A 17,185-nucleotide genomic window follows, 5' to 3' on the forward strand; every position below is an offset into this window, starting at 1 on the left:
GTAATTGATTGAATTAGAAAGAAAAATGCCGAGTAAGGCAGTCTGGTGAGAGTTCCCTATGAAAGCAGGTCTGTACCATCCTGATGAGTTCAAGGATAACTGCGGCTTCGGCCTGATCGCCCACATGCAAGGTGAGGCAAGCCATCACCTGTTGCAGACGGCGATAGAAGCACTGACCTGCATGACCCACCGTGGCGGCATCAATGCCGACGGCAAGACGGGTGATGGCTGTGGTTTGCTGATTCAAAAGCCCGATCTGTTCCTGCGCGCCGTCGCCAAGGACACCTTTGGCGTCGAGCTGCCCAAGCAATATGCCGTAGGCATGGTCTTCCTCAACCAGGACGAGACCAAGGCCAGCGCTGCCCGCGACAACATGAACCGCGAGATCCAGGCTGCCGGCCTGACCCTGGTCGGCTGGCGCAAGGTGCCGATCGATACCAGCGTACTCGGCCGTCTGGCTCTGGAGCGCCTGCCGCAGATCGAGCAGGTGTTCATCAGCGCCGATGGCCTGAGCGATCAGGACTTCGCCATCAAGCTGTTCTGCGCGCGTCGCCGCTCATCGGTGGCCAATGCCGCAGACAGCGAGCACTACATCTGCAGCTTCTCGCACAAGACCATCATCTATAAAGGCCTGATGATGCCGGCCGACCTGCAGCAGTTTTACCCGGATCTGGGTGACGAGCGCCTGCAGACCGCGATCTGCGTGTTCCACCAGCGCTTCTCCACCAACACTCTGCCAAAGTGGCCGCTGGCTCAGCCGTTCCGTTTCCTCGCCCACAACGGCGAGATCAACACCATCACCGGTAACCGTAACTGGGCACAGGCACGCCGTACCAAATTCGAAAATGGCCAGATTCCTGCCCTCGAAGAGCTCTATCCGCTGGTCAACCGCGTGGGCTCCGACTCCTCGAGCATGGACAACATGCTCGAGCTGATGGTCACCGGCGGCATCGACCTGTTCCGCGGCGTGCGCATGATCATTCCGCCAGCGTGGCAGAACGTCGAAACCATGGACGCCGACCTGCGTGCGTTCTACGAATACAACTCCATGCACATGGAGCCCTGGGATGGTCCCGCTGGCGTAGTGCTGACCGATGGCCGTCACGCCGTGTGCCTGCTCGACCGTAACGGCCTGCGCCCGGCGCGCTGGGTGACCACCACCAACGGTTACATCACCCTGGCCTCGGAAATCGGTGTATGGAATTACCAGCCCGAAGACGTGGTCGCCAAGGGCCGCGTCGGCCCGGGCCAGATACTTGCCGTCGATACTGAAACCGGCCAGGTACTGACCACCGACGACATCGACAACCGTCTCAAGTCGCGTCACCCGTACAAGCAGTGGCTGCGCAAGAGCGCGCTGCGCATCCGCGCAACCATGGAAGACAACGACCATGGTTCGGCTTTCTACGAGGCTGATCAGCTCAAGCAGTACATGAAGATGTTCCAGGTCACCTTCGAGGAACGTGACCAGGTGCTGCGTCCGCTCGCCGAGCAGGGCCAGGAAGCGGTCGGCTCCATGGGTGACGACACGCCGATGGCGGTGCTGAGCCAGCGCGTGCGCTCGCCGTACGACTACTTCCGCCAGCAGTTCGCGCAGGTCACCAACCCGCCGATCGACCCGCTGCGCGAAGCCATCGTCATGTCGTTGGAGATCTGCCTCGGTGCCGAGCGCAACATCTTCGAAGAGTCGCCGGAGCACGCCTCGCGGGTGATCCTCAGCTCGCCGGTAATCTCCCCGGCCAAGTGGCGCACCCTGATGAACCTGGAGCGCCCGGGTTTCGAGCGGCAGATCATCGACCTCAACTACGACGAGTCGATCGGTCTGGAAGCGGCCGTGCGCAACATGGCCGACCAGGCTGAAGAAGCCGTGCGTTCCGGCAAAGTGCTGCTGGTGCTGACTGACCGTCACATTGCGCCGGGCAAGCTGCCGGCTCATGCTGCGCTGGTCACTGGCGCGGTGCACCATCGTCTGACCGAAACCGGCCTGCGTTGCGATTGCAACATCCTGGTCGAAACCGCCACCGCCCGTGACCCGCACCACTATGCGGTGCTGATCGGCTTCGGCGCCTCGGCGGTTTACCCGTTCCTGGCCTATGAAGTGCTGGGCGACCTGATCCGTACTGGCGAAGTGCTGGGCGATCTGTACGAAGTCTTCAAGTACTACCGCAAGGGCATTTCCAAGGGCCTGCTGAAGATCCTCTCGAAGATGGGCATCTCCACCGTCGGTTCCTACCGCGGCGCCCAGCTGTTCGAAGCGGTCGGCCTGGCCGATGAAGTCACCGGCATGTGCTTCCGTGGTGTGCCGAGCCGCCTCAAGGGTGCGTGTTTCGTCGACCTGGAAGCCGAGCAGAAGGCGCTGGCGGGCGAAGCCTGGAACAACCGCAAGTCGATCCAGCAGGGCGGCCTGCTGAAGTTCGTCTACGGCGGCGAGTATCACGCCTACAACCCGGACGTGGTCAACACCCTGCAGGCAGCAGTGAAGCAGGGCAGCTACGAGACCTTCAAGGAATACACCAAGCTGGTGGATACTCGCCCGGTGTCGATGCTGCGTGACCTGCTGCAGGTCAAGCTGGCCGATACGCCGCTGGCGCTGGACGAAGTCGAGCCGCTGGAGTCGATCTTCAAGCGTTTCGACGCCGCCGGTATCTCTCTGGGCGCGCTGTCGCCAGAGGCCCACGAAGCCCTAGCTGAGGCGATGAACCGCCTGGGCGCGCGCTCCAACTCCGGCGAAGGCGGTGAAGACCCGGCGCGTTACGGCACCATCAAGAGCTCCAAGATCAAGCAGATCGCCACTGGCCGTTTCGGGGTGACCCCGGAATACCTGGTCAATGCCGAAGTGCTGCAGATCAAGGTGGCTCAGGGTGCCAAGCCCGGTGAAGGTGGTCAGTTGCCGGGTGGCAAGGTCAACGGCCTGATCGCCAAGCTGCGCTATGCCGTACCGGGCGTTACGCTGATTTCGCCGCCGCCGCACCACGATATCTATTCCATCGAAGACCTGGCGCAGCTGATCTATGACCTCAAGCAGGTCAACCCCAGTGCACTGGTGTCGGTCAAACTGGTATCCGAAGCGGGCGTCGGCACCATCGCCGCTGGTGTGGCCAAGGCCTATGCCGACCTGATTACCATTTCCGGTTACGACGGCGGCACCGGCGCTTCGCCGCTGAGCTCGATCAAGTACGCCGGTTCGCCGTGGGAACTAGGCCTGGCGGAAACCCACCAGACCCTGCGCGGTAACGACCTGCGCGGCAAGGTGCGGGTACAGACTGACGGCGGTCTGAAAACCGGCTTGGATGTGATCAAGGCTGCCATCCTCGGTGCTGAAAGCTTCGGCTTCGGTACTGCGCCGATGGTTGCCCTGGGTTGCAAATACCTGCGTATCTGCCACCTGAACAACTGCGCCACCGGCGTAGCCACGCAGAACGACAAGCTGCGCAAGGATCACTTCATCGGTACCGTCGACATGGTGGTGAATTTCTTCACCTACATCGCCGAAGAAACCCGCGAATGGCTGGCCAAGCTCGGCGTGCGCAGCCTGGGCGAGCTGATCGGGCGTACCGATTTGCTGGAAATCCTGCCGGGGGAAAGCGCCAAGCAGAACAATCTGGATCTGACGCCGCTGCTCGGCAGCGATTACATCCCCGCGGATAAGCCGCAGTTCTGTGAGGTGGATCGCAACCCGCCGTTCGACAAAGGCTTGCTGGCCGAAGAGATGCTGTCCATGGCCAAGTCGGCGATCGACAGCGCCAGTGGTGGCGAGTATGAGCTGGACATCTGCAACTGCGACCGCTCCATTGGTGCCCGTTTGTCCGGCGAAATCGCTCGGGTGCATGGCAATCACGGTATGGTCAAAGCGCCGATCACTTTCCGCTTCAAGGGGACTGCCGGGCAGAGCTTCGGCGTGTGGAACGCTGGTGGCCTGAACCTGTACCTCGAAGGCGACGCCAACGATTACGTCGGCAAGGGCATGGCCGCTGGCAAGCTGGTGATCGTGCCGCCGAAGGGCAGTCCGTACAAAACCCAGGAGAGCGCCATTATCGGCAACACCTGCCTGTACGGCGCTACCGGTGGCAAGCTGTTCGCAGCGGGTACCGCGGGCGAGCGTTTCGCGGTGCGCAACTCGGGTGCACATACCGTTGTGGAAGGCGTGGGTGACCACTGCTGTGAGTACATGACCGGTGGTTTCGTCTGCGTGTTGGGCAAGACCGGCTACAACTTCGGCTCAGGCATGACCGGTGGTTTCGCCTACGTACTCGATCTGGACAACAGCTTCTACGACCGCGTGAACCACGAGCTGGTGGAGATTCAACGGATCAACAACGAGTCCATGGAGGCTTACCGTAGCCACCTGGAGCGCGTGTTGGCCGAGTACGTCGAAGAGACGTCGAGCGAGTGGGGCCGCAATCTGCTGGAGAACCTGGACGACTACCTGCGCAAGTTCTGGCTGGTAAAACCCAAGGCCGCGAACCTCAAGTCGCTGCTCTCCAGTATCCGCGCCAACCCGCAATAAAGCAGCTTCAAGCTGCGAGCCCAAGCTGCCTGGCAGTGACGGGCTTGCAGCTCAACGTGATTGTCTTCGCAGCTTCAGGCTTATGGCGTGTAGCTGCTGCTAAGAGGTTTATGACATGGCTGAACGTCTGAATAACGACTTCCAGTTCATCGAAGTCGGGCGCAAAGACCCGAAAAAGAAACTGCTGCGTCAGCGCAAGAAAGAGTTCGTGGAAATCTACGACACCTTCAAGCCAGCCCAGGCTGGCGACCAGGCGCACCGCTGCCTCGGCTGCGGCAACCCTTATTGCGAGTGGAAGTGCCCGGTACACAACTACATCCCCAACTGGCTGAAGCTGGTCTCGGAGGGCAACATTCTCGCTGCCGCCGAGCTGAGCCACCAGACCAACACGCTGCCGGAAGTCTGCGGCCGTGTGTGTCCGCAGGATCGTCTCTGCGAAGGTGCCTGCACCCTCAATGACGGTTTCGGTGCGGTGACCATCGGCTCGGTGGAGAAGTACATCACCGATACCGCCTTCGCCATGGGCTGGCGTCCGGACATGTCCAAGGTCAAGCCGACCGGCAAGCGTGTTGCGGTGATCGGTGCCGGCCCTGCGGGCCTCGGTTGTGCCGACGTACTGGTACGTAATGGCGTGACGCCAGTGGTATTCGACAAGAACCCGGAGATTGGCGGGCTGCTGACCTTCGGCATTCCCGAGTTCAAGCTGGAAAAGAGCGTGCTGAGCAATCGCCGCGAAGTCTTCACCGGCATGGGCATCGAATTCCGTCTGAACACCGAGATCGGCAAGGACATCACCCTGCAGCAGTTGCTGGATGAGTACGATGCCGTGTTCATGGGCATGGGCACCTACACCTACATGAAAGGCGGCTTCCCGGGCGAAGACCTACCGGGCGTACACGATGCGCTGGATTTCCTGATCGCCAACGTCAATCGCAACCTCGGTTTCGAGAAGGCGCCGGAAGATTTCGTTGACCTGAAGGGCAAGCGCGTCGTGGTACTCGGTGGTGGTGATACGGCGATGGACTGTAACCGTACTTCGATCCGCCAGGGTGCCAAGGCCGTGACCTGCGCCTATCGTCGTGACGAAGCGAACATGCCGGGCTCGCGCAAGGAAGTGAAGAATGCCAAGGAAGAGGGCGTGAAGTTCCTCTTCAACCGCCAGCCCATTGCCATCGTCGGCGAGGACAAGGTCGAAGGCGTGAAGGTGGTCGAGACCCGTCTCGGCGAACCCGATGCCCGTGGCCGCCGCAGCCCCGAGCCAATCCCAGGCTCCGAGGAAATCATCCCGGCGGAAGCCGTGCTGATCGCCTTCGGTTTCCGTCCGAGCCCGGCGCCGTGGTTCGATGAGTTCGATATCCGTATCGATACCCAGGGTCGTGTGGTTGCGCCGGAGAAGTCTACCTTCAAGCACCAGACCAGCAACCCGAAGGTGTTCGCCGGTGGCGACATGGTGCGTGGTTCTGACCTGGTGGTAACCGCCATCTACGAAGGCCGCAATGCGGCGGAAGGGATTCTCGACTACCTCGGTGTCTGAGCATCATCCTTTCTGACGAGGCCGGCAAATATGCCGGCCTCGTCGTTTCCGGCCTGAAGTGGTTACCCGCGTTAATTACGTTCTTACAGGCCTGCAGAGTTGTCTCGGGAACTTCCGGCTTTGCTGCGCGCCGGGTGTTGCTTGCCCGAGCTGTCAACGCTGATCGCTGGCGGCGCGGCCACGTCGCATAGGCCGTGGACGATAGTCACGAGGGTCGATGGCGAAACTGTCCAGCCGCGAGCGCAGGGTGGTGGGCTTGAGGTCCAGCAGGCGGGCCGCGCCTTGTTTGCCGGCGATCCTGCCGGCACAGGCGCTGAGCGCGGCGATCAGGTTGTCGCGCGTCTGCCGGCGCTGCTCACCCTGGGTGAGAATGCGTGTGTCCTGCTCTCTGGGTTGTGGCGTCGGCAATTCTCCGGGGCTTTCACTGGGCAGATCCAGGCGCAGCCGCGTGCCCGGCGAGATGATCACGGCACGCTCGATCAGGTTCTCCAGCTCACGGATGTTGCCCGGCCAGGAATAGGCCTGCAGGTGCTGGATATCTGCCAGGCGCAGACTTGGCTGCGGGCGGTTCAGTTGCCGGCAGACGCGATCGAGGAAGTGTTGCGCCAGCGGCGGTATATCCTCAGGGCGCTGGCGCAATGGGGCAGATTCGACAGGAAACACGTTGAGGCGAAAATATAGATCCTCGCGGAAGCGCCCTGCACGCACCTCCTGGCGCAGATCACGGTTGGTGGCGGCGATCACCCGCACATCAACCTGACGGGTGCGGGTGTCGCCGACACGCTCCAACTGCTGCTCCTGCAGCACACGCAGCAGTTTGCTTTGCAGCTCCAGAGGGATCTCCCCGACTTCGTCGAGAAACAGCGTGCCGCCATCGGCCAGTTCAAAGCGGCCCACTCGGTCGTTGATGGCGCCGGTAAAAGCGCCGCGGATATGGCCAAAGAACTCACTCTCGAACAGTTCACGGGGCACGGCTGCGCAATTTACACGGATCAGTGGGCGGCTGCGGCGCCCGCTGTTGTCATGGATGGCGCGGGCGATCAGCTCCTTGCCCGTACCCGATTCGCCGGTGATCAGTACGTTGGCGCCGGTGGGCGCGACCAGCTCGATCTGGCGAATGACCTGCTGCATGGCTGCGCTGCGCCCGACCAGGTTGTGCTGGGCGTATTCGCCGCGAATCTCTTCCTGAAGGTAGGCGTTCTCCAGTTCCAGACGCTGCTTGAGCAACTGCACCTCGCTCAAGGCCTGGCGCAGGCGCTGCTCGGTTTCCAGGCGCTCGCTGATGTCGCGGAAGACCACTACTGCGCCGACCAGCTCGCCATCGTCGCGTAGGGGCGTGCTGGTGTATTCGACCGGAATGGCGCGGCGATCCTTGCTCCAGAACACCTCGTTGCAGACGTGATGCACTTCGCCGTCGTTGAAGGCCGCGTAGATCGGGCAGGTGTGATCGTCGTAGGTGCTGCCATCCGGGTGATGGTGATGGATCAGGGCGTGGATGCTGTGGCCGATCAGGTCAGTGGCGTGCCAGCCCAGAATGCGCTCGGCAGCCGGATTGACGAATGTGGTTTCGCCCTTGCGATTGATGCCGTAGATGCCTTCTCCAGCGGCGCCGAGGATCAGCTGATTCTGTCGCTCGAACTGACGGAAGATGCGCTCGACACCCTGCCATTGCAGCAGGCCTTGGCGCTGATAACGTTCGGCTTCCGCCAGGCCGCGCAGGGAATCGAGTTGGCGGCGTTCCTGGATCAGCAGGCCGAGCAGAGGGGCATTGTCATGGTGCAGAAGGCTGGCGCTGATCTCGACCTCCTGGCGCTGACCGTCGCGATCCAGCAGGCCCAGGGCATCGTGCCAGGCGTGCCCGCGCGCCTGCACCTGCTCGGTGAAGGTAACCATGGCGCCAAGGTCATGCCCCCACAGCCGGCTGGCGCGCTGGCTAAGCAGCGCGTCCATTGGCCAGCCCAGTAGCAGGCAACTGGCCGGGTTGGCCTGCAGGATACGGTCGTTCACCGGGTCGATGACCAGCGTGGCGGCGTGCATGTGGCGCAGCAGCAGTTCGCTGGGGGAGGCTTGGCTGATCATCTGGCTGTCCGATAAGTGTGCCTGGCCTTGAGTAATCAAGGCTCATGCCAAATGACGAAAACTCGGGAAATTACATGACGAGATATCGGTAATGACGATTTTTCGTTAAACGTTATTTTTGCAAAGTCTCCTGATATCAATTGTTTACGTATTTTTACGGTTGGTACGCCTCCTGCAATAGCTGATCAGAACCGGCCTTCGACGGTCTGGCCCATCAGCACATCGCCTCACCATCCTGGGGCACGCGACAGCAGGAGGAGTCACCATGAGCGTCAACAGCCTGGACGATCCGTTCAGCCCCGATAGCGAACTGAGCCATGGCGCAGGCTGCGCGTGCCAGCGCTGCACGCCGGCAGCTGACGCGCTGCCGCAGAACAGTGAGGCGATGCTCGATCGCGCTGTCGAGAATGCCATCGTTCGCGGCCTGTTCGGTCACGACGAGCTTTCCCGGCGCAGCTTCATGGGCCTGATCGGCGGCGGTACTGCGGCAGCCATTCTCGCCAGCCTGATTCCGCTCGATGCCGTGAAAGCCGCGGTCAAGGACAGCCTCGGGCCGCTGGAGAAGACGCGTCTGAAGATCGGCTTCGTGCCCATCACCTGCGCCACCCCGATCATCATGGCCGAGCCGATGGGGTTCTACGCCAAGTACGGACTGGAAGTGGAAGCGGTGAAGACCGCAGGCTGGGCCGTGGCACGGGACAAGTCTCTGGCCGGTGAATACGATGCGTCGCACATGCTCTCACCCATGCCGCTGGCCATCAGCCTTGGTCTGGGGGCGACGCCGACGCCCTACGTCATGCCGGCGCTGGAGAACATCAACGGCCAGGCCATCGTGCTCAGCATGCAGCATCAGGACAAACGCGATCCCAAGCTGTGGAAAGGCATGCGCTTCGGAGTGCCTTTCGAATACTCGATGCACAATTTCCTGTTGCGTTACTACGTGGCCGAGCACGGCCTGGACCCGGATCGCGACATCCAGATACGGGTGGTGCCACCACCGGAAATGGTGGCCAACCTGCGCGCTGGCAACCTCGACGGTTTTCTCTCACCCGATCCGTTCAACCAGCGCGCGGTGTGGGAGAAGGTGGGCTTCATCCACCTGCTGACCAAGGAACTTTGGCCCGGCCATCCCTGCTGCGCCTTTGCTTGCAGTCAGCGCTTCGCCAGCGATAACCCCAATACTTACGGCGCCCTGTTGCATGCGCTGATTGACGCCACCCAGTACAGCTCCAAGGCCGAGAATCGCAAAGCGGTCGCCGAGGTGATTTCCACCAAGAACTACCTCAATCAACCCGTAGCGGTGGTGCAGCAGGTGCTCAGCGGGCGTTATGCCGACGGCTTGGGTAACGTCTATGACGAGCCGCAGCGCATCGACTTCGATCCGTTCCCCTGGCACTCGATGGCCGTGTGGATTCTGACCCAGATGAAGCGCTGGGGTTACCTCAAGGGGGATGTCGACTACCGCGCCATCGCCGAGCGTGTATTTCTCGCCGCCGATGCTGGCAAGGTGATGAGTGATCTCGGGCTGCCGGTGCCGGGCGACAGCTACAAGGGCTTCAGTGTGATGGGCAAGCCCTTCGATGCGGCCGACCCGGAAGGCTACCTGTCCAGCTTCCCATTGCGGAGGTCGTGATGAGCGCCTCCATGCCCCTGCGCGCGGCGATTCTTTCCGCGTTGCTGTTGGCACTGCTGCTGACCATCTGGGAAGTGCTCTGCCACGTGCCGGCCGGCAGCGCGACGGCCGCCGATGACGAGTACGCACTGCTGATGGGCGAGGCCGAGCAACAGGCGCGAGTGCCGCCGCCCTCGGTGGTGCTGGCCCATGCCTACACGGAGCTGAGCCAGCCGTTCTATGACAACGGCCCCAACGACAAGGGCATCGGCATCCAGCTGGCGCACTCGTTGTACCGGGTGCTCAGCGGTTACCTGCTGGCGGCCTTGGTGGCGATTCCGGTCGGCTTCGTCATTGGCATGTCGCCTCTGATGTACCGGGTGCTGAATCCGTTCATCCAGATACTGCGGCCGATTTCGCCGTTGGCCTGGATGCCGCTGGCGTTGTTCGTGATCAAGGATTCGCAGACCTCGGCGATCTTCGTGATCTTCATCTGCTCGGTGTGGCCGATGCTGCTCAATACTGCGTTTGGCGTCGCGGGTGTACGCCGCGACTGGATCAACGTCGCCCGCACCCACGAGCTTGGCCCTTTACGCACGGCCATCAGCGTGATCCTGCCAGCAGCGCTGCCGACCATTCTCACCGGCATGCGGATCTCTGTGGGTATCGCCTGGCTGGTGATCGTCGCGGCCGAGATGCTCGTGGGCGGCACCGGTATCGGCTACTACCTGTGGAACGAGTGGAACAACCTGGACCTGGCCAGCGTGATCTTCTCGATCCTGATGATCGGCGTGGTGGGTATGGTCCTCGATCTCATGCTTGGCACTGTCGCCCGGCTCGTCAGTTACCAGGAGTGATGTCATGTCCCGTTATTTTCTCGAAGCCTGGCGTCTGGCCAAGCGCTTCCCGCAGCCCGGCGGAGATCCGCTGACAGTGTTCGAAGAGGTCAGTTTCGGGCTCGCCAAAGGGGAGTTCGTCTGCATCATCGGTCATTCCGGTTGCGGAAAATCGACCATCCTCAATGCCCTCGCCGGGCTGGACAGCTTCAGTGAGGGCACGCTGGAGATGGCTGGCAAGGAGGTTGCCGGCCCCAGCCTGGAGCGCGGCGTGGTGTTCCAGAACTACAGCCTGCTGCCTTGGTTGAGTGCACTGGATAACGTCGATTTTGGCGTGCGTGCGCGCTTCCCGGACTGGTCCAGGGCGCAGTGCCAGGCTCACAGTCGCCAATACCTGGCCATGGTCGGCCTGGGCGGCTCCGAGACACGCAAGCCGGCGCAACTTTCAGGTGGCATGCGCCAGCGGGTCAGCATTGCCCGCGCGTTTGCCACGCAGCCGCAACTGCTGTTGCTCGACGAGCCCTTCGGCGCATTGGATGCCCTGACCCGCGGCGTCATCCAGGACGAGCTGATCAAGATCTGGAGCGAGACGCGGCAGACGGTGTTCATGATCACCCACGATGTCGACGAAGCGATCCTGCTCGCTGACCGCATCCTACTGATGACCAATGGCCCCCAGGCGCGTATCGCCGAGTCGGTACGCATCGATCTGCCCCGGCCACGCCAGCGCGATCAGGTCATCCATGACCCGGCGTACTACCGCATCCGCAATCACCTCGTGGATTTTCTGGTCAATCGATCCGCCCAACTGCGTGGCCACACCGTCGCCGATGCCAATGGGTTCGCCCCCGAGATCAATCCAGCCCTGGACGACAGCGTAGCGACCAGGGTCGTACCACCGTCCCCTGCTAAGGAGTTCCACCATGGATAAGCAACAGATGAGCAGCACCATCATCGCCGCCAAGCAGCGGCTCGGCCTCGACTGGGCGGCGATCGGCCAGGGCATCGACATGTCGCCGGTGTGGGTCACTTCGGCCTGCCTGGGTATGAACAGCATGCCCAAGGCGCACGCCGATGCGTTGTGCGAAACGCTCGAGCTGTCCGAGGAAGTGTCTGCTGCGCTGCAGGCCTTCCCGCACAAGCACTGGGACAAGAGCATCCCCACCGACCCGCTGATCTACCGCTTCTACGAGATGATCAATGTCTATGGTGAGACCATCAAGGAGCTGATTCACGAGGAATTCGGCGACGGCATCATGAGCGCCATCGACTTCAGCATGGATATTTCCCGCGTCGCCGACCCCAAGGGCGACCGCGTGCAGATCGTGCTCAATGGCAAGTTCCTGCCTTACCGGAGCTGGTGACAGCGTCGCGGCATATCGTCGCGATGGACGAAAGGCACGGCACCCGCCGTGCCTTTTGTTTTGGGGTCTGCGAAAATGCCCGCACTTTTCTGCTGGACACTGCCCATGACTGCCCTGAAGAACGACCGTTTCCTACGTGCCCTGCTCAAGCAGCCCGTCGACGTCACGCCGGTGTGGATGATGCGCCAGGCCGGTCGTTACCTGCCGGAATACCGGGCCAGCCGCGCCAAGGCTGGGGATTTCATGGGGCTGATGATGAACCCCGAGTTCGCCTGCGAAGTCACCCTGCAGCCGCTGGATCGCTACCCGCAGCTGGATGCTGCCATCCTCTTTTCCGACATCCTCACCATCCCCCACGCCATGGGCCAGGGGCTGTATTTTGAGACCGGTGAGGGGCCGCGCTTCAAGAAGGTCATCAGCAGCGCTGCCGATATCGATGCGTTGCCGATTCCTGACCCCGAGAAGGATCTGGGCTATGTGATGGATGCCGTACGCACTATCAAATCTGCACTGGGTGGCCGTGTTCCGCTGATCGGCTTTTCCGGCAGCCCGTGGACGCTGGCGACCTACATGGTCGAGGGCGGCTCGTCGAAGGACTTCCGCAAGATCAAGGCGATGCTTTACGACCAGCCCGAGGCCATGCATGCGTTGCTCGACAAGCTGGCGCAGTCGGTCACGGCTTACCTCAATGGGCAGATCCTTGCCGGTGCCCAGGCGGTACAGATCTTCGATACCTGGGGTGGCAACCTGTCGTCAGCGGCCTACCAGGCGTTCTCCCTGGCTTACATGCAAAAGATCGTCGATGGCCTGATCCGCGAGCATGACGGGCGCAAGATCCCGGTGATCCTGTTCACCAAGAATGGCGGGCTGTGGCTGGAGTCGATGGCAGCCACTGGCGCCGATGCGCTGGGGTTGGACTGGAGCTGTGATATCGGCGAGGCGCGCCGCCGTGTCGGTAGCCAAGTGGCTTTGCAAGGCAACATGGATCCTACCGTGCTGTATGCCAAGCCTGCGGCGATTCGCGCCGAGGTGGCGCGTATCCTCGCCAGCTACGGCACTGGCAGTGGTCATGTATTCAATCTGGGGCACGGCATCACCCCGGAAGTCGATCCTGCTCATGCCGGGGCCTTCCTCGAAGCGGTGCACGAGCTGTCTGCCGACTATCACCGCTGATCGGCATCACTGCGCCTGGCGCCCTCCGCGAGGTTGGCGCAGGCGTATGTCGATCAGGGTGTCGTCTTCGTCATGCTCGAATCTGGCGCCTTGGGGCTTGGGCTTGCCTTTCAGGAGTGACGGATTGCCGGAGAAGCCCACGGGCTCGAGCGGAATGCCGCGCGGGCTGAGGTCGAGACGCCCGTTGCCGTTGGCGTCCTGAAACAACTGCAGAGCGTATTGCCCAGGTGGTACGTCTTTCAGGATCAGTTGCTCGCCTTCACCTTGCTGCTCGCGCAGCATCGGTTCCCAGCTTTCCTGGTCGGCAGCGACCAGTGCCAGGTAAAGCTTGGCGGCACTCTCGTTGCCTTCCACGCGTATCAGCAGATCCCCCGCCTGCGCCGACAAAGAGGCGAACAGGAGAACCACTGCGCAGACCGTGCAGCGTTTGGTTACGATTTGAAGAATTCTCTGTGGCATAATCCGCCCATTTTGCAGGGATTCGCTTTAAATGCGTCAGGTTCTAGTCGTTCACTTCTCACAGACTGGCCAATTGAACCGCCTGGTGCAATCGGTCTGTGCGCCGTTGCAGGCGAGTGAAGGCATTCAGGTGGATTTCCTGGCGCTGCAACCGGCCAAGCCTTTTCCCTTCCCGTGGCCCTTTCTTGGTTTCTTCCGGATCTTCCCGGAAACCGTGTTGATGAAGCCGCAGCCGTTGCTGCCGCTGACGGTCGACCCCGAGAAACGCTACGACCTGATCATTCTCGCCTATCAGGTGTGGTTTCTGTCGCCGTCGCTGCCGTTCACCAGTTTCCTCGCGTCGCCTGAAGCCGCTCGGTTGTTGAAGGATACGCCGGTAGTGACCCTGATCGGTTGTCGCAACATGTGGCTGATGGCCCAGGAAAAGGTCAAGGCACGCCTGCAGGCACTGGGCGCGAAGCTGGTCGACAACGTGGTGCTCACCGATGCTTGTGGTACGGCGGCGAGTTTCCTGGCCACACCACTGTGGATGTTCACCGGCCGGCAGAAGCCCTACAGCTGGGTGCCACGCGCCGGTATCGACGAAACGGAAATGGCCAATGCCGGCCGCTTCGGCGATGCCATGGCACGCCGCCTGCTTGCAGACGAGCAGCCCATCGAGCAGCCGATGCTCAGCGGCCTTGGTGCAGTCAAAGTGGATGAAAAACTGATCGCCAGTGAAAAGGTCGGCAATCGCAGCTTCACGCTATGGAGCCGACTGCTTACCGCGCTCGGCCCGCAGCAAAGCAAGCGCCGCGGCGCCGGGCTGGTGGTGTACATCGTCTTCCTGATCTGCCTGATTCTGACCGTGGTGCCGATCAGTGCCCTGTTGAAAAAGTTGTTGGCCCCGCTGTTCAAGGCGCGAATCCAGCGTGAAAAGGCCTACTTCGCCGGCCCGTCCGGCGAGTGAAGTGACCCGAGGTAATCCCGTGGTAACACCCGTATTCATCAATCGCATCAGTGCCAGCCTGCCCCATGACCCAGTCGACAACGAGCAGATGGAAGCTCGCCTCGGTATGGTTGGCGGCAAGCCATCGCGCGCCCGCAAGCTGGTCTTGCGCCGTAATGGCATTCAGCAGCGCCACTACGTCATCGACCCGCTGACCGGTGAGCCGAGCATGAGCAATGCGCAACTGAGCGCCGAGGCGATCCGGGGTCTGGTAGGGGAGGGGTTCGCGCTGGACAGCCTGGACTGTCTGGTCGCCAGCACTTCGTCTCCCGACCAAGTGATGCCAGGCCATGCGGTGATGGTGCATGGCGAGCTGGGCAATCCGCCTTGCGAGGTCGCGACCACGGCGGGTATCTGCCTGTGCGGAATGACCGCGCTGAAATACGCCTGGATGAGCGTGGCCAGCGGTGAAAGTCGCAATGCCGTGGCCTGCGGCTCCGAAGTGGCTTCGACGCTGATGCAGGCGCGCAACTTCAATGCCGAGTACGAGAGCCGCGTCGAGGAGCTGGAGAACCATCCGGAGATCGCTTTCGAGAAGGATTTCCTGCGATGGATGCTTTCCGACGGTGCTGGCGCCGTGCTGCTGCAGGATCATCCCAACGCTAGCGGGCTGAGCCTGCGTGTCGACTGGCTGGATATCCTCTCGTTCGCCGACCAGATGCCCGCCTGTATGTATGCCGGCGCCGAGATGCAAGACGGCAGCCTGCGTGGCTGGAGCCGCTATGACGCCGATGAGCGCGCCCGTCAGTCGGTGATGGCGATCAAGCAGGACGTCAAACTGCTCAACGAGAACATCGTCAAATACACCGTGGAAGAGGCTTTGCGGCGCATCATGGCGCGCCGTGAGCTGCGCGTGGCGGACATCGACTGGTTCCTGCCGCATTACTCGTCGGAGTTCTTCCGCGACCGTCTGGCCGTGGGGCTGGCCAATGTCGACCTGCCAATCCCGATGGAGCGCTGGTTCACCAACCTGACCAGCAAGGGCAACACTGGCGCAGCGTCGATCTTCATCATCCTTGAAGAGCTGTTCAATGGCGGGCAGCTGCGCAGTGGCCAGAAGCTGCTGTGCTACGTGCCGGAAAGTGGGCGCTTCTCCAGTGCATTCATGCACCTCACGGTGGTCGGCAATGAAGCTTGACGAGGTTCCTCAGGATCACAGCTCCACCTACGGTGGCCACAGCAAGCTGGTCTACGCCGTGGATGCCAGCGGCCATTACCAGGGCACCCAAAGCGATGGCTGGGAGCCCGAGTCGTACTCCACTCAGCTCGCGGTCGCCGAGCTGGAGGCTCAGGAGGCCGAGGCCGAAGCAGCCTGGCGCCGTGGCGAGCTGTCGCCGCTGAAATGCCTGATGTATCGCTACCGCATGGACGAGCCGGCGCTGGCGCAGATCTCCGGGCTCTGGCAATGGCGCGTGCGCCGGCATTTTCGCCCCGAGATCTACCGGCGCCTGAGCGATTCGCTGCTGGCCCGCTATGCCGAGGCCTTTGGCCTGCCCGTCGACGAATTGCGTCGCTATCAGAAGGAGCTGCCATGAGCGCATTCGAGCACCGCCAGAGCGCCCACTGCGAAAGCGGCGTGATGGCCAGTCTGCTGACCCATGCCGGTCTGCCGATGAGCGAACCGATGGCGTTCGGCCTGGCCTCTGGACTGGCGTTCGCCTACCTGCCGATCGTCAAGCTGGGCGGCATGCCGCTGATTGCCTACCGCATGCCGCCCCGTCACCTGATCAAGACGCTGAGCAAGCGCCTGGGCGTGCGCCTGACTAGCCGTACCTTCTCCAATCCCGAGCAGGGACGTGTCGCCCTCGATGCCGCACTCGACAGTGGGCGCCTGGCTGGGCTGCAGAGCTCGGTTTTCTGGCTGCCGTACTTTCCGCCAGAAATGCGCTTTCACTTCAACGCCCACAACCTGCTGGCCTATGGTCGCGAGGGTAACGAATACCTGCTCAGCGACCCAGTGTTCGAGGCGCCGGTACGCTGTGCCGCCGAGGATCTGCAGAAGGCACGCTTCGCCAAGGGTGCTCTGGCGGCCAAGGGGCTGATGTATTACCTGGACGACGTGCCGCCCGATCAGGACTGGGAGCGGCTGATTCGCAAGAGCGTGCTGTCGACCGCGCGTATCCTCGATGGCATGCCGCTGCCGTGGATCGGCATTCGTGGCATTGGCCACCTGGCCAAGCGCGTCGAGGCACTCGATCCGGCTCAGGCCAAGTACAACCGCCTTTACCTCACCCACATCGTGCGCATGCAGGAGGAGATCGGTACCGGTGGTGCAGGCTTCCGCTTCATGTACGCGAGCTTCCTGCAGGAGGCCGGCGAGAAGATTGGCGATACCACGCTGCAGGAAGCTTCGGTGCGCATGACCGCAGTGGGCGATGATTGGCGCCAGTTCGCCTCAGCGTGCGTACGGGCCAGCCGTAGCAAGGGCGAAGCGCCGGACTTCCGGCCGATCGCCGATAGGCTGCGCGGCATTGCCAGTCAGGAACGCGCCTTGATGAAAGAGCTTGGCGCCTGGGCCAAGCGCTGAGTGCGGCACCGATCTAAGTAAGGCGAGCTGGTGGGCTAAAGCACCACCCTACGGGACGAGCCGCATGATCGTTCCCACGCTCCGCGTGGTAACGCCCCTGGCGGGC

Annotated in this window: 13 protein-coding genes; 11 read left to right on the forward strand and 2 right to left on the reverse strand. The window is 62.1% G+C overall.

Annotation, left to right across the window (positions count from 1 at the left end; all coding sequences use genetic code 11):
- Positions 1–58 precede the first annotated feature (58 nt).
- A complete protein-coding gene (gene gltB / locus K5Q02_RS06910; RefSeq protein ID WP_225837689.1) occupies positions 59–4,507 on the forward strand; it encodes a glutamate synthase large subunit in 4,449 nt (1,482 codons plus the stop codon).
- A 115-nt stretch (positions 4,508–4,622) separates the two neighbouring features.
- Positions 4,623–6,041, forward strand: coding sequence for an FAD-dependent oxidoreductase (locus K5Q02_RS06915; RefSeq protein WP_225837691.1), 1,419 nt, complete (start codon positions 4,623–4,625; stop codon positions 6,039–6,041).
- A 153-nt stretch (positions 6,042–6,194) separates the two neighbouring features.
- On the opposite strand, the gene K5Q02_RS06920 is transcribed toward K5Q02_RS06915, so the two are convergent.
- On the reverse strand, positions 6,195–8,120 hold the full coding sequence (locus K5Q02_RS06920; RefSeq protein WP_225837692.1) for a sigma 54-interacting transcriptional regulator: 1,926 nt from the start codon (positions 8,118–8,120) through the stop codon (positions 6,195–6,197).
- Between the two features lie 265 nt (positions 8,121–8,385).
- Here K5Q02_RS06920 and K5Q02_RS06925 point away from each other — a divergent pair, with 265 nt between their 5' ends.
- The 5 genes from K5Q02_RS06925 (at position 8,386) to hemE (ending at position 13,105) form a co-directional block, all read left to right on the forward strand.
- Entirely contained in the window at positions 8,386–9,753 is a 1,368-nt protein-coding gene (locus tag K5Q02_RS06925) for a CmpA/NrtA family ABC transporter substrate-binding protein (RefSeq protein WP_225837694.1), read from the forward strand.
- On the forward strand, positions 9,753–10,589 hold the full coding sequence (ntrB, locus tag K5Q02_RS06930; RefSeq protein ID WP_225837695.1) for a nitrate ABC transporter permease: 837 nt from the start codon (positions 9,753–9,755) through the stop codon (positions 10,587–10,589). The genes K5Q02_RS06925 and ntrB overlap by 1 nt, the downstream gene beginning before the upstream one ends.
- Before the next feature lie 4 nt (positions 10,590–10,593).
- On the forward strand, positions 10,594–11,499 hold the full coding sequence (locus K5Q02_RS06935; RefSeq protein WP_225837697.1) for an ABC transporter ATP-binding protein: 906 nt from the start codon (positions 10,594–10,596) through the stop codon (positions 11,497–11,499).
- On the forward strand, positions 11,492–11,932 hold the full coding sequence (gene cynS, locus K5Q02_RS06940; RefSeq protein ID WP_225837698.1) for a cyanase: 441 nt from the start codon (positions 11,492–11,494) through the stop codon (positions 11,930–11,932). Before K5Q02_RS06935 ends, cynS begins: the two co-directional genes overlap by 8 nt.
- Positions 11,933–12,037: 105 nt before the next feature.
- Positions 12,038–13,105 carry a uroporphyrinogen decarboxylase gene (gene hemE / locus K5Q02_RS06945; protein WP_225837700.1) on the forward strand — a complete coding sequence of 356 codons (1,068 nt, stop codon included), beginning with the start codon at positions 12,038–12,040 and terminating at the stop codon, positions 13,103–13,105.
- A 6-nt stretch (positions 13,106–13,111) separates the two neighbouring features.
- On the opposite strand, the gene K5Q02_RS06950 is transcribed toward hemE, so the two are convergent.
- Positions 13,112–13,513, reverse strand: a complete 402-nt coding sequence (locus K5Q02_RS06950; protein WP_225837701.1) for a DUF2141 domain-containing protein — start codon at positions 13,511–13,513, stop codon at positions 13,112–13,114.
- Positions 13,514–13,595: 82 nt separating this feature from the next.
- Here K5Q02_RS06950 and K5Q02_RS06955 point away from each other — a divergent pair, with 82 nt between their 5' ends.
- From K5Q02_RS06955 to K5Q02_RS06970, 4 genes are read left to right on the forward strand one after another with little or no spacing between them, the layout of a single operon-like run.
- A complete protein-coding gene (locus K5Q02_RS06955; RefSeq protein ID WP_225837702.1) occupies positions 13,596–14,513 on the forward strand; it encodes a dialkylrecorsinol condensing enzyme in 918 nt (305 codons plus the stop codon).
- A 19-nt stretch (positions 14,514–14,532) separates the two neighbouring features.
- Complete coding sequence (locus tag K5Q02_RS06960; protein WP_225837704.1) at positions 14,533–15,690, forward strand: beta-ketoacyl-ACP synthase III; 1,158 nt, start codon at positions 14,533–14,535, stop codon at positions 15,688–15,690.
- The gene (locus K5Q02_RS06965) at positions 15,680–16,087 is read left to right on the forward strand and encodes a hypothetical protein (RefSeq protein ID WP_225837706.1); all 408 of its coding nucleotides are present in this window, start codon (positions 15,680–15,682) and stop codon (positions 16,085–16,087) included. Before K5Q02_RS06960 ends, K5Q02_RS06965 begins: the two co-directional genes overlap by 11 nt.
- Positions 16,084–17,079 (forward strand): BtrH N-terminal domain-containing protein, encoded by a 996-nt coding sequence (locus tag K5Q02_RS06970; RefSeq protein WP_225837707.1) that lies wholly within the window; start codon positions 16,084–16,086, stop codon positions 17,077–17,079. Before K5Q02_RS06965 ends, K5Q02_RS06970 begins: the two co-directional genes overlap by 4 nt.
- The last annotated feature ends 106 nt before the right edge of the window (positions 17,080–17,185 follow it).

The organism is Pseudomonas sp. MM211 (assembly GCF_020386635.1).
In the GTDB taxonomy this organism is placed as follows: Bacteria; Pseudomonadota; Gammaproteobacteria; order Pseudomonadales; family Pseudomonadaceae; genus Aquipseudomonas.